Raw genomic sequence first — 26,374 nt, 5'->3', positions numbered from 1 at the left:
CGAAGAAATGTTTGACTTGCTCATTTGCTTTTAGAGTGTGTGCTCACTATTTTAAAACGTTGGCGCTTAGTTTTGTTCAGTTTTCAAAGAGCAATAATTGGAGCGGGTGATGAGAATCGAACTCACGACATCAGCTTGGAAGGCTGAGGTTTTACCATTAAACTACACCCGCATATTAAATTCATTGAGGAAATGGTCGGGAAGACAGGATTCGAACCTGCGACCCCTTGGTCCCAAACCAAGTGCTCTACCAAGCTGAGCTACTTCCCGCAATATGGCGCGCCCGAAAGGAGTCGAACCCATAACCTTCTGATCCGTAGTCAGACGCTCTATCCAATTGAGCTACGGGCGCATTTTTAAAATGTTCTTTAATATATTTGGTGCGGCCGAGAGGACTTGAACCTCCACGGGGTTGCCCCCACTAGGCCCTCAACCTAGCGCGTCTGCCATTCCGCCACGACCGCAAAGCAGCAAGAATAAATAAAACAGATTTGACAAATGTGTCAAGATGAATATGGTGCGGGTGAAGGGACTTGAACCCCCACGCCTTGCGGCGCCAGATCCTAAGTCTGGTGCGTCTGCCAATTCCGCCACACCCGCATATTCATATAAATGGTGAGCCATGAAGGATTCGAACCTTCGACCCTCTGATTAAAAGTCAGATGCTCTACCAACTGAGCTAATGGCTCAAAAAATGGCTGGGCTAGCTGGATTCGAACCAACGCATGACGGAGTCAAAGTCCGTTGCCTTACCGCTTGGCTATAGCCCAATGAAAATTAGAAGCACAGGATAATATTATAACACACACTCACTATATTATGCAAGACTTTTTTTAAAATAAAAATGGCGGTCCCGACGGGAATCGAACCCGCGATCTCCTGCGTGACAGGCAGGCATGTTAACCGCTACACCACGGGACCATGAATGATAATATTAGAAGACTTTCGTCTTAATGACCCATACGGGATTCGAACCCGTGTTACCGCCGTGAAAGGGCGGTGTCTTAACCGCTTGACCAATGGGCCTTTTATGTAAATAAGTCCGGCTGGCGGAGAAGGAGGGATTTGAACCCTCGCGCCGCTTGCGCGACCTACACCCTTAGCAGGGGCGCCTCTTCAGCCTCTTGAGTACTTCCCCAAAAATGGCTCCGCAGGTAGGACTCGAACCTACGACCGTTCGGTTAACAGCCGAATGCTCTACCACTGAGCTACTGCGGAATAATAAGGTTTTAAGTGCCGCATCAACGTGTTGTTGTTTTGTCGACTCTTTAGATTATATAGACGATTACTCACGAAGTCAACACTATTTTTATTTTTTTTATATTCACTTTAATCGGCAGGTCATTCTTACGCTTCCCCTGCTGTTTTCACTCTAAAAACACCAGTCTCCCTTTACATTTGCCGCACACATATCTGGCTGTATCCACCCGTCTTCTGCGTATATAAATCTGCCTGCATTCCAGGCATTCATATTTTAAGATCTTTTTTGGCTTCGCTGCCTTTTTCGCCACTTCTTCTAAAGGTTTGCAGAATCTGGGCGCACCTACTTTATTTAATAACTCCCTGAAATCCCGGTCGCGGTGCTTATATCCTTTTTTCTCAAGATGAAGATGGTAGTGGCATAATTCATGCTTGATAATCCCGATTAATTCCTCCATGCCTCTTTCTTCAAAATACTTTTTATTAATCTCTATATTATGTGATAACAGCAAGTATCTGCCGCCAGTAGTTTTAAGGCGGTGATTAAAAATGGCTTTATGCGAGAAAGGTTTATTGAAGTCTTTTTCGGAAATTTCCTCCACGAGCATTTGAAGCTCACGATTATCCAACGCACTCTTCCTTTCTTCTTGTATCGTGACAACCCATTATAACATACACTCTTGTAAGGGCTTCTTTTCCTGAAGGCTAAATGATTATTTCAAATAAAGGGGTGTACTCATGCCTAAATGGTTTCAAAACCAAATGCGGAGAGCATTTTATGAAAAAGATTATCAGCAAATCAAGATTCTGAATCAATGCTGGTTTTTTTATACAAATAAAGAAAGCTATCGTTCCTGAGTACAATAAAAAAACCTCCCTCCCAAATATACCGGAAGGAAGGCAGACCTGTTTTTAACTCTTATCGGGACTGAGCATTGTCAGGGCAACTCTTTGTTTTTGTGCATCAACATGATCCACCCAAACAGTGACTACATCTCCTACCGATACCACGTCTAATGGATGCTTGACGAAACGGCTGCTTAGCTTGGAGATATGCACGAGTCCATCCTGCTTAACGCCAATGTCTACGAACGCGCCAAAATCTACTACATTGCGCACTGTTCCTTGAAGCTCCATGCCAGTTTGCAAATCTTCCATCTTAAGCACATCCTGCTTGAGCAGCGGCTTTGGCAAATCATCCCGAGGATCTCTTCCCGGTTTCATTAGTGCATCTATTATGTCCTTTAAGGTAATCTCCCCGATTCCAAGTTCCTCTGATACCTCTTTAATATTAAGAGTGACAAGGACTTTGTTGAGGTCCTCATTCCCCAGATCACCAGAACTATAACCAACCTTATGAAGAAATTGATTCACAGCCTGATAATTTTCAGGATGAATAGATGTTTGATCAAGCGGTTCATCTCCGTTTATTATTCTTAAAAATCCGATGCACTGCTCATATGTCTTGGCTCCGAGCCTCGGAATATTCTTAAGCTCTTTTCGGCTTGTAAAGCGCCCTTCTTCGTCGCGTTTCTTTACAATGTTTTGCGCGACTGCTTTAGAAAGCCCAGCTACATATTGCAATAGGGAGGGAGATGCTGTATTAACATTGACGCCCACCTGGTTAACCGCTGTTTCTACTACAAATGACAGCGAGTCAGAAAGTTTTTTCTGTGAAACATCATGCTGATACTGTCCGACCCCCACAGATTTAGGATCAATTTTTACTAGCTCAGCTAAAGGATCCTGCAGTCTTCTGCCGATGGAAACAGCACTTCTTTCTTCTACCTGCAGATCCGGAAACTCCTCGCGCGCTATGTCAGAAGCGGAATAAACGCTTGCTCCAGCTTCATTTACAATGATATACGCGATGCCATTTCCTGATTCCTTTAATATTTCCGCGATTAATTGTTCTGTTTCTCTTGATGCAGTACCATTTCCGATGGCTACTATTTCTATGCTGAATGCTTTTAGCAGTTCTTTAATCTTTTCCTTTGCTGCTTCTTTTTTAGCTGCAGGAGGATGGGGATAAATCACGCTGATATCCATTACTTTACCTGTCTCATTGATAACCGCCATTTTGCAGCCCGTCCGGTATGCAGGATCTACAGCCAGAACTGTCTTCCCTTTAAGCGGAGGCTGCAATAGCAGGTTCCGGAGATTTTCCGAGAAGATATGAATGGCTTGGTTTTCTGCTTTTTCCGTTAGCTCTTTTCTAATTTCCCTTTCAATTGAAGGAAATATCAGCCGTTTGAAGCTGTCTTCTAAAGCTTCTCTGACAAAACCAGCCGCCGTGGAATGGTTGGATTTTATAATTCTTTTTTCCATATAACGAAGGATGGCCTCTCCATCAGGGTGAATGGATATCTTCAAGACATCTTCCTTTTCTCCCCTGTTCAGCGCCAATATTCGATGAGGAACAATTTTTTGTACAGGTTCTTCATACTCATAGTACATTTCAAAAACTTTTTTCTCATCCTCGCCATTGTTTTTAACAGCCGAAATCAATCTGCCTTTTTTAAAGGTCTCTTCTCTAATCCACTTCCTTAGAGATGCATCATCCGATATCTGCTCTGCAATAATGTCTTTGGCCCCGTTGATTGCTTCTTCAGGTGCAGTCAGGCCGTTTTCATCCGTAAGGAATTGCTTCGCTTTTTCGTGAACATCCTCGCCCTGCGGGAATTCCATCAGCCAGACAGCAAGCGGCTCTAGCCCGTTTTCCTTTGCTGCAGTGGCTTTTGTCCTTCTTTTCTGCTTATATGGACGGTATAAATCTTCTACTTCCTGAAGCTTCCCAGAAGCCTCAATTCGCTTTTTTAACTCATCTGTTAATTTTCCCTGTTCCTCAATTATCCGGATTACCTCACCCTTTCGCTGGCCAAGTGCTTCCAAATAATTAGAACGTTCCATAATTGAACGGATTTGCACCTCATCAAGAGAACCTGTCATTTCTTTTCTATAACGTGCAATAAAAGGCACTGTATTTCCGTCTTGAAGCATCGCAATAACATTTTGGACTTGATGTGCTTTCAAGGTTAATTCTTTCGCAATTTGTGCGATCAAAGCTTTTTGGGCAGTAATTTCACTTATCAAGAGCATTTCCTCCAAGCATCGTTTATCTTTTCTTCTTTATCCGCATGAACAGGCATGTTTGGCCCTGCATACTGAAGTTTCACTTACAGCATATCAAATGTAAATCTATGTTGCTAATATGTATGGCATCAATCAATATGGTTTTTCAACAGGAAGACTCGCTGCTCTCGTATGGTGATTAACATCCCAAACACTATTGTGCCGAAATCTATATCAATCTTTAAAAGAGCAAAAATAAAAGGGTTTTTTTAAAAAAAATTTCGTTTTTTTAGTTCTGTAAAATGCAATTTCCTATTTAAGTGAGGTTGAATGGAGCGAGACTTCTGCTTAGATTATCTGGAGGGAGCATCCTACACCGGAAATCAACCCGTTCCATAACACTAGTTTACGAAAACCGCCAAATAAAAAAAACAAAAAGCTTACCCTTCACTAAAATCATGAAAGTAAGCTTCCCAGGATAAATGTAGTATCATCAGATTCCATTGTATTATTCTGCAGAATATGATGTGCGTTTTGTTCAAGAGAATAATGCTTCTTCAAAATGGTTTTAGCTCCTTGAATCTGCAAACCATCGGAATGAAGAAGAAATTTGGCATGTGGCTCATATTTATATCTTTGTGTATGATACTTTTGTTTTCTTCCTGATAAGTAACCTGTAACAGGAAGAGGATAAACAAGTTTGTCTGACTGAGGATTATATAGAAAGAAACGAATATTGCCAACAGAGCTATAAACAAATTCTTTCGTATCATAATAAATCTTCAGAATGGAAACGACAGCTCCCCTTTTGTTTACCAGGGAACTGTTGCAATTCGCCATTAGGGTTTCTACCCCTTTGCTGTGGTTCTTCTTTACTTCTTCAATAACTGCATGGGAAGACTCATATGCAAACTTGCCGCTGCCTAAGCCATCTGCCAGAACACAAAGGAAGTACTCCTTTGTTTGGCAGATAAAATAATCATCTCCGCAATATGGCATATCATCCTTAGAGGACTGAGAGGCGAGCACTTCGATTTCCGTTTCGCGCAGCACTTCTTTAATCATTGGACAAACTCCGTGTTGCTTTCCGCATTTATAGCTTCCTGCAGTTTCTTAATGGCTCTTCTCTGCAGACGGGAAACATGCATTTGAGAAATTCCAAGTTTTTCTCCAGCTTCTTTTTGGCTTAAATTCTCCAAATAGGTGTACTGGATGATTTTCTTTTCTCTTTCACTAAGCACATGCAGTACCTTTTCAAGCACCATACGCTGATTGACTTTTTCAAATCCTTCATCCACATTTCCAAAGATATCAAGAAGGGTAACAGTTCCGCCGTCAGAGTCTGCCTCAATCGAATGATCCACAGACAATGCCTGATAGCTCTTGCCCATTTCCATCGCTTCCAGTATCTCTTCTTCAGGGACATCCAGATGACGGGCAATTTCTTCGATTTTTGGGGAACGATGAAGCTCTGTAGTCAGTTCTTCAACAGTGACCCTTATCTTTGGACCAAGCTCTTTAATTCTTCTTGGAACGTGGACACTCCAGGTTTTGTCCCGCAGAAATCTTTTAATTTCACCAATAATTGTAGGAACCGCAAATGCCTCAAAGCTTTTGCCAAATGACTCATCATACCTCCGGATTGCACCAAGCAGCCCAATCATCCCTACCTGAGAAATATCTTCCTGAAAAGACTTTCCCTTGGAATACTTTCGTGCAATGGTTTCAACCAGGCCTTGATAATGCAGCACCAGCTGATTCTGGGCCTCATCATCCTGGTTAAGCTGATAAGCTCTGATCCATTCATTTACTTTTTCCTTTACCGCCGGATTAGGTTGAGAGTGTTTTTGCATCCATCTCCACCTGCTCTCCTTCTAGAAACTTAGTCATAAAGACTGTAACCCCTTCATGCTGGTGAATTTTCACCTCGTCCATCAGGGTTTCAATGAGATAAAGACCAAGGCCTCCTTCTCTCAGGAATTCTACGTTATTTCCTTTTTCATATGGTCCGATGCCTTGGCGCACTTCATCGAAATTGCAGCTTTTTCCATTATCGGAAACCATCACTTCAAGGCGGTCTTCATAAAGGCCAAACCCAATAATTACTTCACCTTTATCCATTTCCTTATATGCATGCTGCACAGCGTTGGTACATGCCTCACTGGTGGCTATTTTCAAATCTTCAATTTCGTCATAGGAGAATCCCATCCGGCTGGCAATTCCAGAAAGTGTCAAACGAATGACTCCAATGAAATCCGGTTTTGCAGGTATCTTCATTTCGATGTATTCGTATGTCTGACTCATTCTAACCCACCCTCTGCACTACTTTTTATATCAATAATGTCTGCAAGGCCTGTTATGTCGAAAAGACGGCGCAAACGTTCAGATAAACCAATAAGCCTGAATTTTCCGTCGTGGGCTTTTACGCTTTTAAATAATCCTACAAATACCCCAAGCCCTGTACTATCCATATAGGATACTTCGCTAAGATCTATTACCAATGATATTTGATTCTGCTCAGAAAGAGGAAATAAGGATTCTCTAAGCTTTGGAGCAGTATAAGCATCAATTTCGCCTTTAACTTGCACTTCAACCTGCGAATTGTTGTCTTGAACGTCAATATTTATATTCATCTAATTTAACCCACCTCTTCAATCCTTAATTACATGCTATCGCAATATATAAATACCCTGTTTCAGGAGAGTTAAACCTCTCTTTTCATTACAATTAGAGTGAAATCGTCACGCAGCTGGAAATTCTGCATTCGTTCTAGCTGTCTGTATATATTATTTACTATATCCTGTGCTTTTAAATGTATATTTTTTTGTATATATTCAACAAGGGTTTCTCTTTCAATGAACCCCTCGCTCGTGCGGCACTCTGTTACGCCATCTGACAGCAGCACAATCAAATCGCCAGGCTCGACATTTTTCTCATATTGGCGGTAGCTTGTTTTCTTCTCCACGCCCAAAAGGAGTCCTTTTGCAGTGAGATCCGAGAATTCTTTCGTTTCGGCATTATAATAAAATCCCGGTTCATGCCCTGCGGCAGCATAAGAAAATACATGCTTCCTGGGATTGTATAGCCCATAAAACATCGTGATAAACATGCTGGGGTCTACGTTGTGCTCCACTACCCGGTTCAGGCTTTCCAGCACGCTGCTCGGAGCATGCCGGTGCTCAGGAAGGCTATCCATTGCATATTTGATCATGGACATGCAAAGTGCAGCGGGTATGCCTTTTCCGATTACATCGGCAATCGCAACACCAATGCACTCATTTTCATCCTGGACAAAATGATAGTAATCACCGCTCATCTGCCTCGCAGGAACGCTGATTGCGCCAATTTCGAGTCCGTCAACAACCGGTATGCTTGTTTCAAGCAATGTATGCTGGACATTGGCCGCAATTTCAATCTCTGATTTCAATTCCTGCTGCTGATGCCGCAAACTCTGATGCTCTCTGTATGCAATTCCATATCCCATCATAACCTCAAGCAAGAAATCCATTGAGTTAAGGACCTTTTCGGGTGTATCAGGACAAATTTCCAGAAGAATGCTTTTGTGCAGACTGATGATTTCTTCTGGGGATATCTTAGATTCAATTGTTTTTCTGCTGATCTTCTGCCCTTGATACAACGCTTGTTCCGTCTGGTCTTGCAAATAGGTAGAGAGAGCTTCACGGTACTTTTCTTCCATGTTCTCTCTAAAGTTCATAGTTCCCCCCCCTTAGCGGAGCCATTTGGTTGCACGGATTTCCGTGCCCTTTCCGGGAACGGAATCGATGTCAAACTCATCCATCAGGCGTTTAACACCCGGAAGGCCTGCTCCAAGTCCCCCGGAGGTCGTAAACCCATCCTCCATCACCTTTCGAATGTCCTGTATTCCAGGTCCTTCATCCGCTGCGATGATTTTGAGGCCTGATTTCCCGCTGTCAAAAATCTTTTCTATACAGACACTGCCTTGTCCGGCATATAAATATATGTTCCTGGCGAGTTCACTTATTGCTGTAGTGATTCTAGCCTGGTCAACCGTACCAAATCCCAGCTCTTTGGCAACATTTCGCCCAAGCTGGCGAGCCGCTACGATGTCCCATTCATTGATAATTTTCACGCAGGATTGGAACTCCATACATTTAATCCCCCAGTTCCTGTTGTAATTTCTCCAGGCCTTTCTCTAAATCTAGAGCTGTAAGGACATCATCTAGAGTAATGCCTAGTTCAATTAAAGTAATCGCAACAGCCGGCTGGATCCCGGTAATTACAACTTTTGCACCCATCAGCTTAGACATGCTGAAAACATCGCCTAAAACCTTGGCAATAAAAGAATCAATGAAATCAATGGAGGTAATATCAATAACAACACCATTTGCGCTTGTTTCATGGATTTTATGAAGCAAATCCTCCTGGAATTGCAGCGCAGTCGCGTCATCCAGCTCCCATTGAATAGAGACCAAAAGGCAATCATACAATTTTAATATTGGAATCCTCATGATTCTTCCTCCACATCCACAATCTTACGGCTTGTAAGTTCCAGTGCAGCTTCAATCCCTTTTTTCAGGGTGTTTTTAGTTACCACTTCATTTAGGTTAATGCCCAGGTTGACAATGGTCTGGGCAATTTCAGGCCGGATGCCGCAGAGCATGCACTTAGCTCCTACCAGCCTGACAGCTTCGGCAGCCTGAATGATATGATGTGCTACCATGGTATCCACTACAGGGACACCCGTGATATCAATCAAGACAACTTCGGAACGATGCTTAACTGCCCCAACAAGCAGGTTCTCCATAATCTGTCTCGCTCTTTCCGTATCTATGGTGCCGATAAGCGGCATGACAGTAATTCCTTCCAGTACAGGAATCAGCGGTGCAGAAAGCTCCTGAAGCGCAATTCTCTGGAGAGAGACCGTTCTTTCCCATGTCTGTGTATACATATCGACTATCTCATTATTTAAAGGGGCTGACCACTCGTCAAGTTCCTTAATGACGGATGATATGTCCTCAGGGGCCACTTGCCCCTGATTTAGGAGGCCAGTAAGCACGATTCTGGTGAATTTATGCAATCCATCATTCACGAATGTCAAAGGCCACCCCAGGCGGACCACCTTTTCTGCAAAGTCATTCAGCTTTGCTGAAAATTCTTCGTTGTTATTTTCTGTATTGGTAATAATCACATCTATAAATTCACTGCTTGTCTGGCTGAACATGTTATCAGAAACAATTTTCAGCAGCCTGCCGTCTGCATTCTGCTTCATCATTTCCATCCATTCAGACAGGATATGATCGTGATTTTTCGTAATAAAATCGTAAACCAGCTGATTCATATTTTCCTCCCATTCTATCACAATCGCCAAAAACCCATATAACTCCGGCATGCCCCCTGCTAAAACGGCAAGAATTTATAAGGCAAAGTTGTGAATGACTGCAAATCTTTGAATCCTTCTTTTATTTACAGGGTCATTTCTCAGAAAATAACCTCTTTGATTTTCAAATAATCTTCTTTCCTATATTTTCACTATATAGCGTTGTCCTTTCATTCGTCAAATGATAGTGTATTCCCTGCAAAAAATGCGGAACAAGAGAAAAAATAGGAAAAGGACGGTATCGGAACACCATAAAGCAAGAAGGCCTGTCCTTTGGATACAAGGAAAAACTTCTTCATCTGCAGATACAATCTTGAGCGCCCTTGGCGGAGACCATCAAAATTGCAAAAACGGCTCCAGTATTCTGGAACCGTTTTTTCGCCCGCATTAACGGACCATGATAAAAATATAATAAAGGCCTAAAGGATCATTTTGTTCATATCCAGACTTTCCCAGACTTTCTTTTAAAAATCAACCAGACCCAGGCTGATCTGCAGTGCATCATTGACTTTCTGCATCATCGGTTCATCCAGATGCGTAATTTTATCTGTCAGGCGCTGCTTATCAATGGTTCGGATTTGTTCTAAAAGAATAACAGAATCACGTTCAAAGCCATATTTCTTTGCATTGATTTCAACATGTGTAGGCAGTTTGGCCTTTTGGATCTGCGCTGTAATTGCTGCCACGATTACAGTGGGACTAAAGCGATTACCGATATCATTCTGCAGAATCAATACCGGGCGTGTTCCGCCTTGTTCAGAGCCCACGACCGGAGAAAGGTCTGCGAAGTATACGTCACCACGCTTAACAACAATCAACGGCTCAGCCTCCGCTAGCTAATCGTTCAACGCAATGTCCAGCCTCATATTCTGCCAGGAATGCTTCAGAAGCAATTGTCAAATTAATGGCTGCCATTTCAATATAGCCACGTTTCATTGATTCGCGAAATTCTCTCTTTTTTCGTTCGCGAAGATACATTTTTGTCGCACGATAAATAAATTCGCTGCGATTCACATTTTCTTCACTAACATACCCATCTAATTCGGATAAAAAATTTTGAGGTAATCGAATTAAAATTTCTCTTGTTGCGCTGGATTCAGACACAAACATACACCTCCACCATCACTACACACCTTTAATATATATATCCTTTTTCATATTACCATTAAAACAGCCTTCTGCAAAGAGTATATTCCAAACTCTGTACTATTATCAGCAAAAAAGGACGTGTTCTATTCATATTAAAACAATTTCATAATATAAAAATCAAATCATACAAGATGTGATATAACTTGTTTCTTTTTTTTAAGGAAACCTCACCGAAGACCCAAGTCATTTCCAAAGAGTATTGGAAACCTCCGCCGCCTTTCCATTTCTGATATAAACCCTCGGAATGCGCGCTCCCAGCATACATGTAACTTCATAATTAATCGTTTCCAGACGTTTTGCAATGTCATCTGCAGATATGCTTAGCCCTTCACTTTCCCCAATCAATATAACCTCAGTACCCAGCGGAACTTGCCTGGACAGCTTCACCATGCATTGGTCCATGCAGATTCTCCCTACAATTGGCGCCATTTCTCCTGATACATTCACCTTCAGTCCCTGCAGCCTGCGGATCCAGCCATCTGCATACCCGATTGGAAGCGTAGCGATCCATTCACCATCTTCTTTCGCTGTATAAGTTGCTCCGTAGCTGACACTTTCTCCCTTTTGCAATTTTTTCACATGCACAACTTTCGTTTTAAGAGAGAGAGCGGGCTTCAGCGGGAACGGCAATAGCTCCTTCATTTCCGGGGAAGGGCTTAACCCGTACATGGATATACCCATCCTCACTGCATTATAGACAGAATCAGAGAAGCGAAGGGATGCTGCGCTATTTGAGGCATGAATAAGTTCAGGCTTCTTTTTCAGCCAAGACAGCATCTCATTAAATATATTCAGCTGCTTCTGGTAATATGACTTGCTGATTTCATCAGCGGTGGCGAAATGGGTATAAATCCCCTCCAGATAAAACCTTGGATCTTCCTCCAGACTCTTTTCTACTTTTTCCAATTCGTCTTTTGTTTTAATGCCAATGCGCCCCATTCCGCTGTCACATTTTAAATGGAGCTTCAGGGTCTGGCCGTCAGGAATATACTGGCCGGCTTCCCTTATCCAGTTTTCCTGGAACACGGTTAAGGTAATATGGTTCTCGGCCGCAATACCGGCACTTTCAGGTCTTGCCGCCCCAAGCACAAGAATGGGAGCGGAAATTCCCTTTTGTCTTAAAGACAGAGCTTCATCAATAAAAGCTACTGCCAGAAAATCAGCACCAGCTCCCAAAGCTGTTTTTGCCGTTTGCACATCTCCATGTCCATATCCATTAGCCTTGACAACTGCGAAAATTTTCACATTTTCCGGCAGCCTTTTTTTCATCGAAGCAACATTGTCATAGATATGATCCAAATTAATCTCTGCCCACGTATCTCTGTGGAATTTTAGCGTCTCCAAACCTGCAAACCTTCCTTCTTTATATTGCATCCCTTATTTTCTTTTTTTCATAGTAATCGCTGTTAGTGTCTGACAGAAACAACCCTGTCATCCAGCCAAAGTTTATGGCATTTAATCAGTATTCCTTTATTATAGCAATATTACTGGGGATTTAAAGAAGGGTCCTCCAATTTGAGCGGATTGGGCATGCAGAAAATGAGTCGGTGAGGCAGCATTAAATCAAAAAAACCGGCTCTTGGAAAGCAGGGAACAGAAAAATACCTTTCCGCTGCACAAGGGCCGGGAGAAATTAGTTTATGCGAAGTTCCAGACGGAAGCATTCCGGCTAGATCATTTGCATGTATAGGCTTTTAAATTACTTAACAGAATCCCCGCCAACAGATTCTGCAATTGTGACCATTTCTTGTTTAGAGAGGTCTTCAGAAACAAGCGTATAATCCACACCATCATGCGTCCAGGCAAGTGAGTGTGCAGACATTGCCCCAACTGTATAGCCCAGATCAACAGGCTCTCCATTCATATCAGTCGGAACAATGGTCGTTTCCATCACTTCTGCTTTCTCCTGTACCAGCGTAAAGTTCTTATTGCCTTCGTATGTTAAAACAACCCGCTTCCCATTTTCCGCATCAATTTTCTTTTCTTCTATCAAACTGGATCCAGATAGATCCGCCGGATATTTGACAGAAAAACTGTCGTCCCCGACATTGCCCATTACAGGGACCTCTAATTGGGCGCTTGTCATATTTTTCTTCATATCAAAAGCGTCTTTATCAAAGGTGGTTCCAAACTTTACATTTGAAAACTTTACTGTGACCAGGGTCTTATGGTCCGGATCCATAACCTTTACCTGTACCGGAGAAAGGTCTTTTTTATTTAGGGTGATTTCCTGATAAGGAAGCATTTTGTTATTCTGATAACGCGTTTTCGTCTCAAAAATATAATGATTATCTACCGTTTTGAAGGAAGCATTTTTATCCTCTATAATATCCTTCACCAATGACTCGTAAAGATATGCCTGGCTGCTGTTTTCCGGCCACTCGCTCTGAAATTTAAAGCTTTTGTTCAAAGCAGGAGTCAGGACATACACTCCTTCATTGTTGCGCAGAATCATCTGGCTCTGTTCCTTTTGGTTGTTTTTCAGATTCACTCTGTAAAAAGAAGGATCTTTATGCCAGATAACAACATTGTAAACCTGTGGCTCTGTTCCCATTTCAAGCGTCATTTTTGCATTCGCTTTATACCCCTTCATGTCAGTAAGCTTCTCGTTCAAGGCACTTACCACATCTTCCTGCGATTTTTGACCGCAGCCAGAAAGAGCAAACACGAGCAATAGCCCAGTGAAAAGCACAAGCACTTTCTTCATCTTTTCAACCCCTTTTTTTATTGAACTTAAAAAGGGAGAGGAAAAGGCAGGATCCAGACATTGAGGCAACGTTTTTCTCGGCAGGATGATTGGGTCTTCACAGTTTTGAATGCCTTCTTTCCGGAAGGCATTCACATTTTTCGAGAGCGCTTTTCCTGCAATGTACCTTATACCGGGCCTTGTCTCCCTATAGCAATAAAAGTATATGAGGGGGCCTGGCCATTTATTACCCCATGCTTTTTCACCGGGATTCCCTATTCTGATTCTTCAATAACAACCTGGGCCGCTGCATATTCTGAGCTATGTGTAATTGAAAGATGCACGCCCTTGGAAATAGGAGCTATGAAGATGGGCTTTCCCTTTGAATCGTATGAAATTTCCATATCCAAAAATGAGAGTTCTTTTCCGATGCCAGTACCATAAGCCTTTGAAAATGCTTCTTTTGCAGAAAACCGGCCGGCAAGAAACTCCATTTTCCTTTTATTCTTTAATTCAGAAAACCTTTTTAATTCGCCGCCCGCCAAGATCCGCTCTGGAAACTTCGGATGCGCTTCAACAAGCTTTGCGATCCTTGATATTTCAATGATATCCATTCCAATTCCTTTTATCATTCTGGTTCACGCTCCCTTCTATTCAGGACATGCCTGGCATATAAATTTCAAACAAACATTTATTTTAAAGGAATGATTGAATTGTATAAAAAAACAGCTCTTAATCTGCAGCCTTACGGAATCTCCCCTGCTGTCACCGGCATACTCACTCTGATAGGAATATGTTATATTGTTATTCTGATACCAACAATGCCTGGATTGCTTATTTTTCAAAAGCTGGCTGGCGTCAATCTTTTCATTAGGAATGGGCAGCTGTGGAGACTGCTGACACCGATATTCCTTCACACCTCTTTAGGGCATTTGCTTTTCAACGGCTTTTCCCTCGCCCTCCTCGGGCCAAGGGCAGAGCGCACTCTCGGCAGCTTAAAGTTCGCGCTATTATTCCTGTTATCAGGAATAATGTCCAACATAGCCACTTTTTTATGCATGCCGCTCACCTACACACACACTGGTGCAAGCGGCGCCGTTTTTGGCATTTTAGGATTTTACCTTTATTCAGCACTTGTAAAAAGAGATATAATCCCCATGCGGCAGCCATCCATATTTTACACGTTCATAATCGTATCTGTCATTGCTTCATTCATTCAGCCTGAAGTAAATGGCATCGGTCATTTAGGCGGGCTTGCGGGCGGTTTTCTTTTGGCAGCCCTTTTTTTAAAAAAAGTGTAAGCGCCTTGGCTGATAAAAAACCGGTTCATTCAATCCTGCCAATAGCTTTAAAACACGCATTACCGCAATAAAAAAAGGATCCCCAGTAAGACAGGCTCATAAGATGCATACAGATTATCAATCCATATACATCCCTGCTGAGTCGTCCTTTATGAGTGATCCTTAGTTTGTTCATAAGTGATGCTTCCTTCAGCTCAACCAGTCAGGCTGGCTGCCTGAAATACATAAGCTAACGGAGCTTATTTATTGAACTGTTCCCTTTTTTGCCCTGTGCTGCGGTTTCCATTAGAGCTGCCGCTTGGCTTGCGGTTGTTTGTTCTCTTGTTGCTGTATTCTTTTTTGCCGGATGTTCCTCTTCCGTTGCGCTGTCTGTTGTTGCTGTTGCCGAAACGGTTGCGGTCGCGTTTCATCGGCATTGGCGCTTCTTCAGTAAGTTTAACTGGAGTGCTGTCCGGTTCTTTTGTCATGGACTTAAGCACAGCAGCAACCAAATCTACTGCACTATGCTTCTGAAGCAATTCTTCAGCGTGAGACAAGTACAGGGATAAATCTTCGTTTTCAACTGCATTGACGATTTTTTCAGTAACTGCTTTTTGCTGTCCTTCTAGTGCTTCTGTTAACGTAGGAGTTTTCAATTTCTCCATGCGTTTCTTTGTTGTATGTTCAACAGCATGAAGCTGTCCTCTTTCTCTTGGTGTTACAAAAGTGATGGCAACTCCGTGTTTTCCAGCTCTTCCTGTACGTCCAATACGGTGGACATAGCTTTCAGGATCTTGAGGGATATCGAAGTTATACACATGTGTAACGCCTGAAATATCAAGGCCGCGAGCTGCTACATCAGTTGCCACAAGCACATCAATGTTTCCTTCTTTGAACTTTTTCAAAACGGAAAGGCGTTTTGCCTGGCTCAAGTCACCATGGATTCCTTCAGCCATGTATCCGCGGATGGTCAAAGCAGAAGCAAGCTCATCCACACGGCGCTTAGTGCGTCCGAATACGATTGCAAGATCAGGTGTCTGGATATCCAGCAAACGTGCAAGAGTGTCAAACTTTTCGCTTTCTCTTAATTCCACGTAGAATTGTTCAATTTTAGAAACCGTCATTTCTTTTGCTTTAACACGGACAATCGTCGGCTCATTCATGAATCTTTCCGCAATTTTACGGATTGGTTCAGGCATTGTAGCAGAGAAAAGAAGTGTTTGTCTTTCTTCAGGAACATTCGAAAGGATTGATTCGATATCTTCGATGAATCCCATGTTCAGCATTTCGTCCGCTTCATCAAGTACCACTGTATGAACATCGCCAAGGCGGATGTTTTTGCGTTTGATGTGGTCAAGCAGGCGTCCCGGTGTCCCAACAATGATATGCGGGTGTTTCTTCAGGGCACGGATTTGACGGTCGATGTCCTGTCCTCCGTAAACAGCCATAACACGCGCACGCTTGCCGTATCCAAGCTTATAAAGCTCTTCAGATACCTGGATTGCCAGTTCACGTGTTGGCGCTATTACGATTCCCTGTACATGATCATCTTTAATATCTATTTTTTCAATTAGAGGAATACCGAATGCAGCTGTTTTTCCCGTACCAGTCTGCGCCTGGCCAATTAGATCTTTTCCTTCAAGAGCCAAAGGAATAGTCTGTGCCTGGATCGGGCTCGCTTCTTCAAATCCCATTTTTTCAATCGATTTCATGGATGTTCTGTCTAAACCTAATTCACTAAACAAAGTCAAAATTGTCGTACTCCTTTTTTATCATGTAATTTATCATAAGCAAATTTTCACTTTCTTGCCCACGACAGTTGAATAACGGCACCAATGCAATTTGCATTATAAGTGCATCATTAATTTACCCTTAAGAAAAGTTTTCTCATTACCACCTAAAAGAATGACTACAATAAAAAAAATAATGAACTCAATGATGATTTATTAAAAAGAAAAGCATATAGAACATAACAAGCGCAGGAAAAATCAAAAAAACGCTGGCTCCAATTATAAATATCGCCCTTTTAATAGTACATGTAACCAAAATTAAATTCAAAAAAACGGAAATGTCAAAGTAGCAATACGCGGCAGATAGCCGGTTATTAGGTGAGGGCTGCTGCACCTTTCTTCTTTCAGCAGAAGTCATAGCTTGCGAAGCTGCATGGAAACCCGGAAGAAACCAGGCTCTTACAAAAAACAGGCCCTTATGCGTTGAGGGGTGCGGAAGTGGAAAAGAATCACAAGAATATGTCGCTGCGGATACAGGCAGTTCATCATCCTATAAAGAATAACTCCCTGCGGGTATAGCAATCGGCTTGTGAGGCAGCCTGGCCAAGAAGTACTTCTCAGTCACGCCGGACTTTCCTATTAGCAACTAAAGCCGCCACACTGGCAGCTTTTATATGGTTTCAAGACGCGCGGCCTATTTTATCTAAAAGTACAGAATTCTTCACAAACAATGAAGAAACTTAACGGAAATTCTCTCAAAAGGAACAGTAAACTCTCTTTCATTGATTTGTGTCTTTTGCAAAGATAATTATACACATACAGTTATCATCGATTAAATGACACGCAATCACATACTGTATGTTACCACCTTAAGCGCCTTAATGCAATAAAGGATATCTTCACATTGCATTAAATTTACATTACAGGTTTCTTTCTACTATACTCTATTCCATACCTCAGCGATTATTTACTCTGAATTCCCGGAAAACAGGAAAATTCAGCAGATTTATACTAGACATGAAGCCTCTGGTGTGTATAACATGCCTATCCGGAAGATTTTCGCTGCTTATTCCGAACCCCGCCGCCATAAAAATGTTCCTACTTAAGTATTGCCCGGAAAACCGCCCAAAATAACATCATTTTAAAAATCAGTTTACCTGTTTTATTACAGCGGAAAAACCCCTGGCGGTTTCACATCGCCAGGGGCAGCTTCATCTTTACTTTCATGTTGTTTTGCTGCTTATCTTGATGGTTCTTTTATCGAAGGGCTGATACCACTTGTTCCAGCTTCATTCCCCTTGAAGCCTTAACCAGAATAAGGTCGTTAGTGCCCGTATGCTTTTTAAGCTCCTCTATCAGTTCGTTTTTATCCTGAAAGGCAAAAACATCTTCTTTTGAAAAAACAGTCAAAGCCCCTTCGCTGATTTTTTCGGCTAATGGACCGAATGTAAATACTTGATCAATTTTTTCGGCTGAAATCTGTTCACCAATTTTCCGGTGATAATCGCCTTCCTGCTCTCCTAATTCCAGCATGTCACCAAGCACAAGGATTTTCTTCCTGAATCCTGACATCCCTTCCATTAGCTCTATGGCCGCTTTCATCGAAGTAGGACTGGCATTATAAGCGTCATTGATGATTTTTTCTCCCCTTGCTCCTTCGACCATTTCCATCCTCATGTTTGTTAAACGGATTTCGTCCATTCCTGATTGCATGGATGCTTCAGGAACTCCCGCCTCTTTTGCTGCAAGCATTGATGCCATGGCATTCAGAACATTGTGGTTTCCAAGTACAGGGATGGTCATCACTGTATCTGGATTACTATTTAAAGTGAACGATGTGCTGTCCTTTTCCTGAGTAATCGATATAGGGAACATGTCATTATTCTCAGAACGGCCGAACGAAAGAACTCGAACTTTCGGGAATTCAGCTTTAATCCGATCTCTCAATAAAGGTTCGTCTCCATGGTAAATTAATACCCCGTCTTCTGAAAGGCCTGAAAGGATTTCAAGCTTGGCATTCGCGATTTCTTCTCTCGATCCCAGATCCAATAAGTGAGACTCGCCGATATTGGTAATAACCGCAACATCCGGGCGCCCTATTTCAGAGAGCAGTTTGATTTCTCCCCTTGCGCTCATGCCCATCTCAAGCACAGCCGCTTCTGTATCTTCACTCATGGATAAAATCGTTAACGGCAGACCAATATGGTTATTAAAATTGCCGCTTGTTTTATGAACTTTGTACTGGGTCTGAAGCAGGCTTGCAGTCATATCCTTTGTTGTGGTCTTGCCGTTTGAGCCTGTCACACCTACCACCTTAAGCGAAAGCTCGCTGCGGTACTCTTTTGCCAGCTGCTGCAGAGCAGCCAATGCATCTTCCACGATGATCAGGGGAAGCCCAACAGGCGGATTCGGTACACCCTTTTCCCACAATGAAGCTGCTGCCCCATTTTTTATAGCTCCTTCAACATACTGGTGGCCATTAACATTCTCGCCGTTCAGAGGAATAAACAAATTGTTTTTTTCAATATTCCTCGAATCAATTGAAACGCCGCAAACCTCCGCATCCTGGAAATTTTCCAGTACATTCAGGCCTCCCGCCATTTCATGAACACGTTTCAAGCTTCGTCTAATCATTCTTGCGCCTCCTTAAAATATTAACCCTGTGATCCTATCAGAAAACAAAGCAAGCAGAAGCCAGCAGTTGGATAACCGCAGCTTCTGCTTTTTTTGCTTACTCTTCATATCCCGCATTATCAGGCAGAAAGATTCCCGCTGACGGAAGTATCTCTTTATCCAAAGTCAGAAAGTATATTTTATTTTTTGTTTTTCATCATGGCGCTGCTGGGCCAGTTCAACCAGGTTTTCTATCAATTGAGGATAGTCAACGCCTGTATGCTTCCATAAAAGCGGAAACATGCTGAATGGTGTAAAACCAGGCATTGTATTCACTTCATTAATATAAAATTCTCCTTCTTTAGTCAAAAAGAAATCGGCACGGACAAGGCCCGAACAATCAAGTGATTTGAACGCATCAATGGCCATTTCCTTGAGGCTGCTGTATTCCTCTTCTGAAATGTCCGCTGGAATAACCATGGCTGTTTCACCGTCTTCATACTTGGCTTTATAATCATAGAAGGCTTTTTTGGGAATGATTTCTCCGGCAACAGAGCATTTGGGCTCATCATTGCCCAATACACCAATTTCCACTTCCCTGGCTGTAACTCCTTCTTCCACGATGATTTTGCGGTCAAATTGGAAGGCTTCAATAAAGGCAGCTTCCAGCTCTTCCTTGGATGTGCATTTGCTGATGCCGACACTGGATCCAAGATTGGCAGGTTTTACAAAGCAAGGATATCCAAGCTCTTCTTCAACCTTCTGATATGCACCTTCTTTGTCCTTTTCCCATTGAGTGCGCACAAACCAAGAGTACTTCACTTGAGGAAGACCAGCCTGAGCAAAGATATTTTTCATGATGACTTTATCCATTCCAGCAGATGAGGCAAGAACTCCATTCCCGACATAAGGAATGTTTAACAGTTCAAGCATTCCCTGGACAGTTCCATCCTCTCCGTTCGGTCCATGAAGGAGCGGAAATATAACATCATAGCCTTCCCGGTTTTCTCCAGCCTCAGCCGACGCACTTAACGCCATTGGCGAAAAAGTTTGTTCAGAAGCATAAGCCAATTCTTTCACAGATTCTACAGGAGCAGTCAGCTGCGGGCCGTTTACCCATTGTCCCTCTTCAGTAATATAGATAGGATGTATATCAAACTTTTCTAAATCCAGTGCTTTAAGGACAGCATACGCAGTTTGCAGGGAAACATTATGTTCAGCAGACTTTCCGCCATAAAGCAGACCCAGTTTTGTTTTCATTCCAGTAACCTCCATTATTCAAGACAAAAATTAATTTTCAGGCAATATATTCCTTCGTAAGCATTTGCGCGAGGCCTAACGCTTGCTGTATAGCAAATTAGGGGCAGCTGTTATGCATGCGAGGAAATTTGACTTTTCTATTGTATCATTTTCTGAAGCAAAGAAATAAAATTTCTATTATTCCTTTTTTCTAATTCCACCATTTTTTCACAGCATAAAGACCTGCCACTATTTTATGAAATAAGGGGCACGGCCTACACCTGTTTACCTTTAAAATTAATTCCGTAAACATGCATGCCGCCATTAGCCGGGGCATTCACCATCATTCCGGAGGATAAATTCAAAAAAGCCCGGTCACATTAGGACCGGGCTTTGCGGGCAGTCAGCCCCTGTTTGCATATTTTTTTATGCCGCCAATTCTGCCAGCAGGTATTTCAGACCCTTCTTTCACCTGATAAAAAGTCATTGTTATTTCAGGACTACGGACCATTCTTTAGTTTTGCGGTTATACACAACAAGTGCATGGGGGCTGTCATTTTTTGCCTCAGTATAGGCTTCAATCATATCATCCATATTCAAGTAATCGCCCACAGTCCAAATAGGGATTTCAATACGGTTCCTTGACTGCTGCACCCCAATCAGGGAAATGGCGATTCCCTCTCCCATAAGAGGCTCCAGGCTTTCGAAAACCTCTAGCGGCACTTGGGGATATTCGCTTTTTTTCCGGATGCCGAGCCATGTCCGCTCGACCCGAAGCGATTCTAGCTTAATGGAAAGTAAGTTTCCAAGCATTTTAAAATACGTATCCAGGGATCTGTAGTATGTTTTATTAAACCATCCATCATCATGGGAAAGGTATGCATAATGGTTATTCAGCTTTCTGAAAAAGGGCGGCCTTAAATGGCTTTTGGTGTGTCCCAAAAACAGAAGCTCCGCAAGTTCCTTATCTTCTATATCATCAAGAGCTGCTTCTTCTTCAAAGTCTATCCAGCAAAAATCTCCATATTCGCTGACATCCTCTTTAAGAAGCTTCATCACACTGTCACTTGGAACATAATCCAAAAGCGTATTTCTATTAAATTCCCCATCTTCATACTGATGCTTCAGCAGCAGAAGATTGGCTAGAGGATGCTGCAGGGAATAAACAAATTCCTGAAAGCTCATTCCATAGGAAATCACAAATCGTTCGGAAGCCTGCACATGCATATAAAGAATGTCTTTTCTTTCATTTTTCATACTATCCCTCCGAACTGGCATTTGTCTCCTGTTTCCAATAGAATGCCCAAAAAGTTCATTATTGATTATTTTACCAAAAACACTTCCCCTTTGTATAATTTGAATAGGAATTTTCCTGGTGAATCCTAAATCTGCATTCCGCTGTGATAATGTAGCTCAGGGAGCCATCAACAGGGAAAGAAGAACAGCCGGATTTGTACAAGGCATCTTGCCAGTTCGCTTTCTCCACACGGTTTCCTGCCCGTCTTCACAGCAGACTCTATATGTGCTTTTTAGCAGAGCAAAAATAAAAAGCCTTCTCTGACAGAAAGCTTTCAAAAGATTAGTGTAATCAGCAATGGCATCTTAACGGAAATCCGGCTCTTTAATCCCCTCCGAACGCAGCCATTGCTTGTTCGCACTGACTATTGGTTTCTTATTTCTTCATTAATCGCTGGATGGTCACAAGCACTTCATCAAGGACCTCCATGTCACCTTCCTGAATCCTTTCAACCACACAGCTCTTCATATGGCCTTCGAGCAAAAGCTTTCCTACACCGTTCAGAGCAGATTGAGTGGCAGCGATTTGGGTGATCACATCATCACAATAGGTATCTTTTTCTATTAGTCCTTTAATGCCCCTTATTTGACCCTCCACTCTGTTCAAGCGGGTTATCAGGTTCTTTTTAACAGCGTCAGAATGATGGCTCTTTCGGGAAGATTCCCCTTCGCAGCAATCCGCTGCCCGGTCTACCGGCATCACACTTTGTTCATTAGGGTTTTTTTCACACATTGCACAGCCTCCCTCTACAAAAATACTATCATACCCCCCTGGCGTATGCAATGCACGAAACACTATTCATTCATGTTCAATATCACGATAATCATTTATCCTTTTTCCTTAATTACTCCTATATATCTCGCATCCGGCCTGTAAATAGCATTATCTGACCATTGCTCCATCACATGAGCAGTCCACCCTGTTATTCTTGCCGCTGTAAATGCAGGAGTAAACAATTCATCTTCCATACCTATTGCTTTCATAACGGCAGCCGCATAAAATTCTACATTGGCATAAAGGTTTCTTCCAGGCTTATATTCCTTGAGTAATTTAACCGCACAGTCTTCTGTTTCTACAGCCAATTCAAGCCAAGAATTATTTCCGCTAACTCTTTGGGCAATTTCACGTAAAGCAATCGCCCTTGGATCAGCTGTTTTATAAACTCTATGTCCGAAACCCATCAGTTTTTCCCCGTTATTTAGCTTGAGACGGAGTATTCTTTCTATCCCCCCTCCTGACTCTATTTCATTTAATAATTCAATGACCCCGCTCGGCGCGCCCCCATGCAAAGGTCCTTTCATGGCACCCGCCGCGCCTGTAACTGCTGATGCTAAATCGGATTCTGTTGATGCTATTACCCTTGCCGCAAATGACGATGCATTCATTCCGTGCTCCATCGTCAAAATCATATAGGCCTCCAGAGCCTCCCTTTTGGCCCCCAGCCTCTTTTCCCCTGTTAGCATATAGAGAAAGTTCTCCACATGATTGAGCGATTCATCAGGTTCAATCTGCAATAACCCTTTGCTTTCCCTATATCGCCAGGCAATGATGGAAGGAATGACAGCTGTTAGTTCAACCGCCTGCTCTATAACTGGCATTTCATTAAAGTTCCGGGTTCCCATGGATGAAATAACTGTGCGGATGGCCGCCATTAATTCCATATCTGCAGGTAAAGCCTTAAGTATTGCTATTGTTTCAGGCTGCAGCATTCTTTTTTTCTTAAGCTTTACCTTTAGCGCATTAAGCTGGACTTCATCAGGCAATTCTCCATGCCATATCAGATAGGCTGACTCCTCAAATGACCTTGTCAGAGCCAATTCTTTAGCATCAAATCCACGATAAATCAGCAGACCCTTTTCCCCGTCAATCATGCTTATGGAAGTTTCAGCAGCAATGATTCCCTTTAACCCTTTACTCATTTTAACTCCTCCTTTTCTACTTATATAATAAGCCGTATAATTAATAGAAAATATTGAAAATTTACACTAATTTTGATTAATTTTTTTAATCAGGAGGTTCCTTATGGACTTAAAATGGCTTCAGACCTTTACAGTTGCGGCAAAATATGAAAATTTCCGAATGACTGCTGAAGAGTTGTTCATTTCCCAGCCTTCCGTTACGGTCCATATTAAACTGCTGGAAGAGTACTTAGGAAGCGAGCTCTTTGAGAGAATTGGGAGAAGGGTCCAGCTGACCGCAGAAGGAAGGCGCTTCCTGCCGTTCGCAAAAAAGCTCCTCGCCATACATCAAGAAGGCATTGAGGATATGGAAGATTTCAAACAAGGCCGCTCCCGCAAGCTGACTCTTGCTATATCACCATTAATTGCTTCTTCAATCATGCCCTCAATCCTGAAAAAATACATGATCCTAAACCCTGATATCTCTTTGGAAATTCAGGTTATGGAGTCTAAGGATATCCCCGCTGCCATATTAGATGGAAAAGCAGATTGCGGGCTTTCGAGAATGCTGATTGTACACACAGAGTTAACGTGTTCACCGCTTTATGAGGATCCTGTCATCATGATTGCCCCGCATGATGGCTGGTATAGCGATAGCAGCCCGCCGGTCGATATGGAGGAATTGTTCCAGCAGCATAAAATTTTAACTCATAACCACCCAGAATATTGGGGAGATTTGCTGAAACAAATCAAGAAGAAATACGCTTATGTCCAAACAATGGTCGTGACACAAATCGAAGTGACCAAACGATTTATTGAAGAAGGACTCGGAATTTCCTTTTTGCCGTCCTCTATCGTCAGAAGGGAATTACTTGAAGGCAGATTTTCGGAAATATTAACAGATGAACTTTCCCTTCCTATGGCCCGCAGCTATTTCATTGCCAAATATCAGCATGAAGAGGGCACGCGCTTCCGCCAATTTCTGTCTCAGTTTTACTATCAGTAAAAGCCAAGCAGCCAGGCACCCTTCATAAAGATAGATTCCCGCTTCCTGGTTATGCGTTCAGACTCAGTTTCACAGACACATACAGCTCATAGTAATATGGAGTCTTACTTAGGATCTGGGTCAAAGGCACTTTAGACAACTTTTTGTTTGCTGGTCCCAGAATGAACGCATTAGCCGTAAAAAAAGCCCGCATCGGTTAATGCAGGCCATCCTCAGATGAACCGCCATTAAGCGATACGAGCTTTTTTACATTATCCGTTAACCTTCTCTGCCGCATGCATATTTCTATTAGGGTCGAATTTGCCTTCCCATTTCGAAATAACAATTGCAGCCAAGGAATTTCCTATTACGTTTACAACGGTACGGCCCATATCCAGGATACGGTCAATACCTGCAATAAACGCAAGTCCTTCAACCGGAATTCCCACAGAACCAAGTGTGGCAAGGAGAACAACGAATGAAACTCCAGGAACACCTGCGATTCCTTTTGAAGTAACCATCAAGACAAGAACCAATGAAATCTGCTTGGTGATGCTCAAATCAATCCCATACATCTGGGCAATGAAAATAGCAGCAAGCGATTGGTAAAGTGTAGAACCGTCCAGATTGAATGAGTAGCCAGTTGGAATAACGAATGATGAAATGTGCTTCGGACAGCCGAGCTTTTCCGTTTTTTCCATAAGCTTAGGAAGCACTGATTCAGAACTCGCGGTAGAAAATGCTAATATTAGCTCTTCTTTCAATGTTTTAATTAATTTGAAAATACTGAATCCCGCTATTTTTGCAACAAGTCCCAGCACAACGATTATAAAGAAGAACATTGTTCCATAAACCGTAATAATGAGCTTGCCTAATGGTATAAGCGAAGAAAGCCCAAACTTGGAAACTGTTACACCGATAAGCGCAAATACACCCACTGGAGCCACTTTCATAATCTGGTTTGTCATATAAAACATGGCATCTGCCGTTCCCTGGAAGAAGTGAATCACAGGTTTACCTTTTTCACCTATGGCTGAAATAGCAAAACCAAACATCAAGGCAAAAAAGATAATGGCAAGCATATCGCCATTGGCGATCGCTGATATCGGGTTCGCAGGAACTATATTAACGATTGTATCAGCAAACGAATGCTGTTCAGTCGTTTTTGCTGTGTCCACATATGAGCTTATGTCGGTTTTACTTAAGTGTCCCATATCTACACCGGCACCCGGCTTGAAGATATTTGCCGACAATAATCCTAATAAGATGGCGACAGTCGTGATAATTTCAAAGTACAAAATCGTTTTACCGCCAATTTTTCCAAGCTGTTTGATGTCCCCTACACCTGCAACAGCAATGATAATACTTGAAATAACAATCGGTACAACAATCATTTTAATTAAACGGAGAAAAATGTCTCCAATAGGCTGCAAATATTTAGCTATGTCAGAGTTTCCATAAAAAATGGCCCCTACAATAATTCCAATCACCAGGCCTATAAATATTTGCCAAGCCAAACCAATTCGTTTCATCTACATCCTCACCTTCTGTGTAATTCTATTGTGGAAAAGAAATTTGTCTCGGCAAGGGAAACAAATAGATGTTTTGGTTCAAAAAAAAGACACGTAGGGTGTCTTTTCATGCGAACGAAATTCACATACTGTTCCCTTTAAGACGCTGACGAGGTTAGCTGTCGGGTTAGGGCCAGGAAACACACATTAGCCCTTTCTGAAGTCAGAATTCACCCCAAGCGGAATACACCGCAAAGTTGGTTCCCCCGTTCTCAAAAACAAGATTAAGCGGAAATTGAATTATAATAAAATATTATCCTATAAAAGCAAATCTGTAAATCCTTTTTGTTTATAA

The 26,374-nt window shown here is 42.3% G+C and carries 25 protein-coding genes, 11 tRNA genes and 1 riboswitch; of the genes, 3 read left to right on the top strand and 33 right to left on the bottom strand.

Features of this window, described 5'->3' with window-relative positions; translation table 11 throughout:
* Positions 1-98 precede the first annotated feature (98 nt).
* The 12 genes from BM126_RS20365 to BM126_RS20310 form a co-directional block, all read right to left on the bottom strand.
* Positions 99-172: transfer RNA gene (locus BM126_RS20365), tRNA-Gly, on the bottom strand.
* Between the two features lie 21 nt (positions 173-193).
* Positions 194-270: transfer RNA gene (locus tag BM126_RS20360), tRNA-Pro, on the bottom strand.
* 5 nt (positions 271-275) lie between these two features.
* Positions 276-352: transfer RNA gene (locus tag BM126_RS20355), tRNA-Arg, on the bottom strand.
* Between the two features lie 26 nt (positions 353-378).
* Positions 379-464: transfer RNA gene (locus tag BM126_RS20350), tRNA-Leu, on the bottom strand.
* A 51-nt stretch (positions 465-515) separates the two neighbouring features.
* Positions 516-600 (bottom strand) — tRNA-Leu (locus tag BM126_RS20345).
* A gap of 13 nt (positions 601-613) precedes the next feature.
* A tRNA-Lys gene (locus tag BM126_RS20340) sits at positions 614-689 on the bottom strand.
* 6 nt (positions 690-695) lie between these two features.
* Positions 696-770: transfer RNA gene (locus BM126_RS20335), tRNA-Gln, on the bottom strand.
* Positions 771-845: 75 nt separating this feature from the next.
* Positions 846-921 (bottom strand) — tRNA-Asp (locus BM126_RS20330).
* A gap of 33 nt (positions 922-954) precedes the next feature.
* Positions 955-1,026, bottom strand: a tRNA-Glu gene (locus tag BM126_RS20325).
* A gap of 21 nt (positions 1,027-1,047) precedes the next feature.
* Positions 1,048-1,138, bottom strand: a tRNA-Ser gene (locus BM126_RS20320).
* A gap of 5 nt (positions 1,139-1,143) precedes the next feature.
* Positions 1,144-1,218, bottom strand: a tRNA-Asn gene (locus BM126_RS20315).
* A gap of 149 nt (positions 1,219-1,367) precedes the next feature.
* Positions 1,368-1,829 carry a SprT family protein gene (locus tag BM126_RS20310; RefSeq protein ID WP_090991214.1) on the bottom strand — a complete coding sequence of 154 codons (462 nt, stop codon included), beginning with the start codon at positions 1,827-1,829 and terminating at the stop codon, positions 1,368-1,370.
* Between the two features lie 109 nt (positions 1,830-1,938).
* Between BM126_RS20310 and cmpA the strand changes: the two genes are divergently transcribed.
* Positions 1,939-2,058 carry a cortex morphogenetic protein CmpA gene (gene cmpA / locus BM126_RS20305; protein ID WP_090991213.1) on the top strand — a complete coding sequence of 40 codons (120 nt, stop codon included), beginning with the start codon at positions 1,939-1,941 and terminating at the stop codon, positions 2,056-2,058.
* A gap of 54 nt (positions 2,059-2,112) precedes the next feature.
* Here cmpA and BM126_RS20300 read toward each other — a convergent pair whose 3' ends face one another.
* The 14 genes from BM126_RS20300 to acpS all read right to left on the bottom strand — a co-directional run bounded on the left by BM126_RS20300 (position 2,113) and on the right by acpS (position 14,098).
* Entirely contained in the window at positions 2,113-4,293 is a 2,181-nt protein-coding gene (locus BM126_RS20300) for a Tex family protein (protein ID WP_305728160.1), read from the bottom strand.
* Between the two features lie 435 nt (positions 4,294-4,728).
* Complete coding sequence (locus BM126_RS20295; protein ID WP_090991211.1) at positions 4,729-5,337, bottom strand: SpoIIE family protein phosphatase; 609 nt, start codon at positions 5,335-5,337, stop codon at positions 4,729-4,731.
* On the bottom strand, positions 5,334-6,125 hold the full coding sequence (gene sigB / locus BM126_RS20290) for an RNA polymerase sigma factor SigB (RefSeq protein WP_090991210.1): 792 nt from the start codon (positions 6,123-6,125) through the stop codon (positions 5,334-5,336). The genes BM126_RS20295 and sigB overlap by 4 nt, the downstream gene beginning before the upstream one ends.
* Positions 6,103-6,576 carry an anti-sigma B factor RsbW gene (gene rsbW, locus BM126_RS20285; RefSeq protein ID WP_071352003.1) on the bottom strand — a complete coding sequence of 158 codons (474 nt, stop codon included), beginning with the start codon at positions 6,574-6,576 and terminating at the stop codon, positions 6,103-6,105. Before rsbW ends, sigB begins: the two co-directional genes overlap by 23 nt.
* On the bottom strand, positions 6,573-6,905 hold the full coding sequence (locus BM126_RS20280) for an anti-sigma factor antagonist (RefSeq protein WP_090991209.1): 333 nt from the start codon (positions 6,903-6,905) through the stop codon (positions 6,573-6,575). Before BM126_RS20280 ends, rsbW begins: the two co-directional genes overlap by 4 nt.
* Before the next feature lie 71 nt (positions 6,906-6,976).
* The gene (locus BM126_RS20275; RefSeq protein ID WP_090991208.1) at positions 6,977-7,987 is read right to left on the bottom strand and encodes a PP2C family protein-serine/threonine phosphatase; all 1,011 of its coding nucleotides are present in this window, start codon (positions 7,985-7,987) and stop codon (positions 6,977-6,979) included.
* Between the two features lie 12 nt (positions 7,988-7,999).
* Positions 8,000-8,401, bottom strand: coding sequence for an anti-sigma regulatory factor (locus tag BM126_RS20270; protein ID WP_071352006.1), 402 nt, complete (start codon positions 8,399-8,401; stop codon positions 8,000-8,002).
* Between the two features lie 4 nt (positions 8,402-8,405).
* A complete protein-coding gene (locus BM126_RS20265; RefSeq protein WP_071352007.1) occupies positions 8,406-8,762 on the bottom strand; it encodes an STAS domain-containing protein in 357 nt (118 codons plus the stop codon).
* Positions 8,759-9,592 (bottom strand): RsbT co-antagonist protein RsbRA, encoded by an 834-nt coding sequence (locus BM126_RS20260; RefSeq protein ID WP_090991223.1) that lies wholly within the window; start codon positions 9,590-9,592, stop codon positions 8,759-8,761. Before BM126_RS20260 ends, BM126_RS20265 begins: the two co-directional genes overlap by 4 nt.
* A gap of 503 nt (positions 9,593-10,095) precedes the next feature.
* Complete coding sequence (locus BM126_RS20255; RefSeq protein WP_071352039.1) at positions 10,096-10,446, bottom strand: type II toxin-antitoxin system PemK/MazF family toxin; 351 nt, start codon at positions 10,444-10,446, stop codon at positions 10,096-10,098.
* A gap of 7 nt (positions 10,447-10,453) precedes the next feature.
* Positions 10,454-10,735: a CopG family ribbon-helix-helix protein gene (locus BM126_RS20250; RefSeq protein ID WP_071352009.1), complete on the bottom strand. Its 282-nt coding sequence runs from the start codon at positions 10,733-10,735 to the stop codon at positions 10,454-10,456.
* 228 nt (positions 10,736-10,963) lie between these two features.
* Positions 10,964-12,154, bottom strand: a complete 1,191-nt coding sequence (alr, locus tag BM126_RS20245) for an alanine racemase (RefSeq protein WP_090991207.1) — start codon at positions 12,152-12,154, stop codon at positions 10,964-10,966.
* Positions 12,155-12,479: 325 nt separating this feature from the next.
* On the bottom strand, positions 12,480-13,487 hold the full coding sequence (locus BM126_RS20240) for a LolA family protein (protein ID WP_090991222.1): 1,008 nt from the start codon (positions 13,485-13,487) through the stop codon (positions 12,480-12,482).
* Between the two features lie 254 nt (positions 13,488-13,741).
* Positions 13,742-14,098 (bottom strand): holo-ACP synthase, encoded by a 357-nt coding sequence (acpS, locus tag BM126_RS20235; RefSeq protein ID WP_090991206.1) that lies wholly within the window; start codon positions 14,096-14,098, stop codon positions 13,742-13,744.
* A 72-nt stretch (positions 14,099-14,170) separates the two neighbouring features.
* Here acpS and BM126_RS20230 point away from each other — a divergent pair, with 72 nt between their 5' ends.
* On the top strand, positions 14,171-14,767 hold the full coding sequence (locus BM126_RS20230) for a rhomboid family intramembrane serine protease (RefSeq protein ID WP_090991205.1): 597 nt from the start codon (positions 14,171-14,173) through the stop codon (positions 14,765-14,767).
* A gap of 239 nt (positions 14,768-15,006) precedes the next feature.
* On the opposite strand, the gene BM126_RS20225 is transcribed toward BM126_RS20230, so the two are convergent.
* The 6 genes from BM126_RS20225 to BM126_RS20195 form a co-directional block, all read right to left on the bottom strand.
* On the bottom strand, positions 15,007-16,497 hold the full coding sequence (locus tag BM126_RS20225) for a degradosome RNA helicase CshA (protein WP_256213205.1): 1,491 nt from the start codon (positions 16,495-16,497) through the stop codon (positions 15,007-15,009).
* A gap of 1,236 nt (positions 16,498-17,733) precedes the next feature.
* Complete coding sequence (gene murF, locus BM126_RS20220) at positions 17,734-19,110, bottom strand: UDP-N-acetylmuramoyl-tripeptide--D-alanyl-D-alanine ligase (RefSeq protein ID WP_090991204.1); 1,377 nt, start codon at positions 19,108-19,110, stop codon at positions 17,734-17,736.
* 165 nt (positions 19,111-19,275) lie between these two features.
* A complete protein-coding gene (locus tag BM126_RS20215) occupies positions 19,276-20,349 on the bottom strand; it encodes a D-alanine--D-alanine ligase (RefSeq protein ID WP_090991203.1) in 1,074 nt (357 codons plus the stop codon).
* Positions 20,350-20,817: 468 nt separating this feature from the next.
* Positions 20,818-21,585, bottom strand: coding sequence for a hypothetical protein (locus BM126_RS20210; protein ID WP_090991202.1), 768 nt, complete (start codon positions 21,583-21,585; stop codon positions 20,818-20,820).
* A 415-nt stretch (positions 21,586-22,000) separates the two neighbouring features.
* Positions 22,001-22,324, bottom strand: coding sequence for a metal-sensitive transcriptional regulator (locus BM126_RS20200; RefSeq protein WP_256213206.1), 324 nt, complete (start codon positions 22,322-22,324; stop codon positions 22,001-22,003).
* 128 nt (positions 22,325-22,452) lie between these two features.
* The gene (locus tag BM126_RS20195) at positions 22,453-23,544 is read right to left on the bottom strand and encodes a citrate synthase/methylcitrate synthase (RefSeq protein ID WP_090991199.1); all 1,092 of its coding nucleotides are present in this window, start codon (positions 23,542-23,544) and stop codon (positions 22,453-22,455) included.
* Between the two features lie 103 nt (positions 23,545-23,647).
* Between BM126_RS20195 and BM126_RS20190 the strand changes: the two genes are divergently transcribed.
* Positions 23,648-24,529 (top strand): LysR family transcriptional regulator, encoded by an 882-nt coding sequence (locus BM126_RS20190; protein WP_090991198.1) that lies wholly within the window; start codon positions 23,648-23,650, stop codon positions 24,527-24,529.
* A 251-nt stretch (positions 24,530-24,780) separates the two neighbouring features.
* Here the strand turns inward: BM126_RS20190 and BM126_RS20185 are convergent, their stop codons facing one another.
* Positions 24,781-26,040 carry a cation:dicarboxylate symporter family transporter gene (locus BM126_RS20185; protein WP_090991197.1) on the bottom strand — a complete coding sequence of 420 codons (1,260 nt, stop codon included), beginning with the start codon at positions 26,038-26,040 and terminating at the stop codon, positions 24,781-24,783.
* Positions 26,041-26,168: 128 nt separating this feature from the next.
* Positions 26,169-26,320, bottom strand: a riboswitch (cyclic di-AMP (ydaO/yuaA leader).
* Positions 26,321-26,374: the final 54 nt, after the last annotated feature.

Source organism: Bacillus sp. OV322, from assembly GCF_900112495.1.
Lineage (GTDB): Bacteria > Bacillota > Bacilli > Bacillales > DSM-1321 > Peribacillus.
The sequence above is the reverse complement of the archived record's forward strand: the minus strand, read 5'-3'. Positions and strand labels throughout refer to the sequence as shown.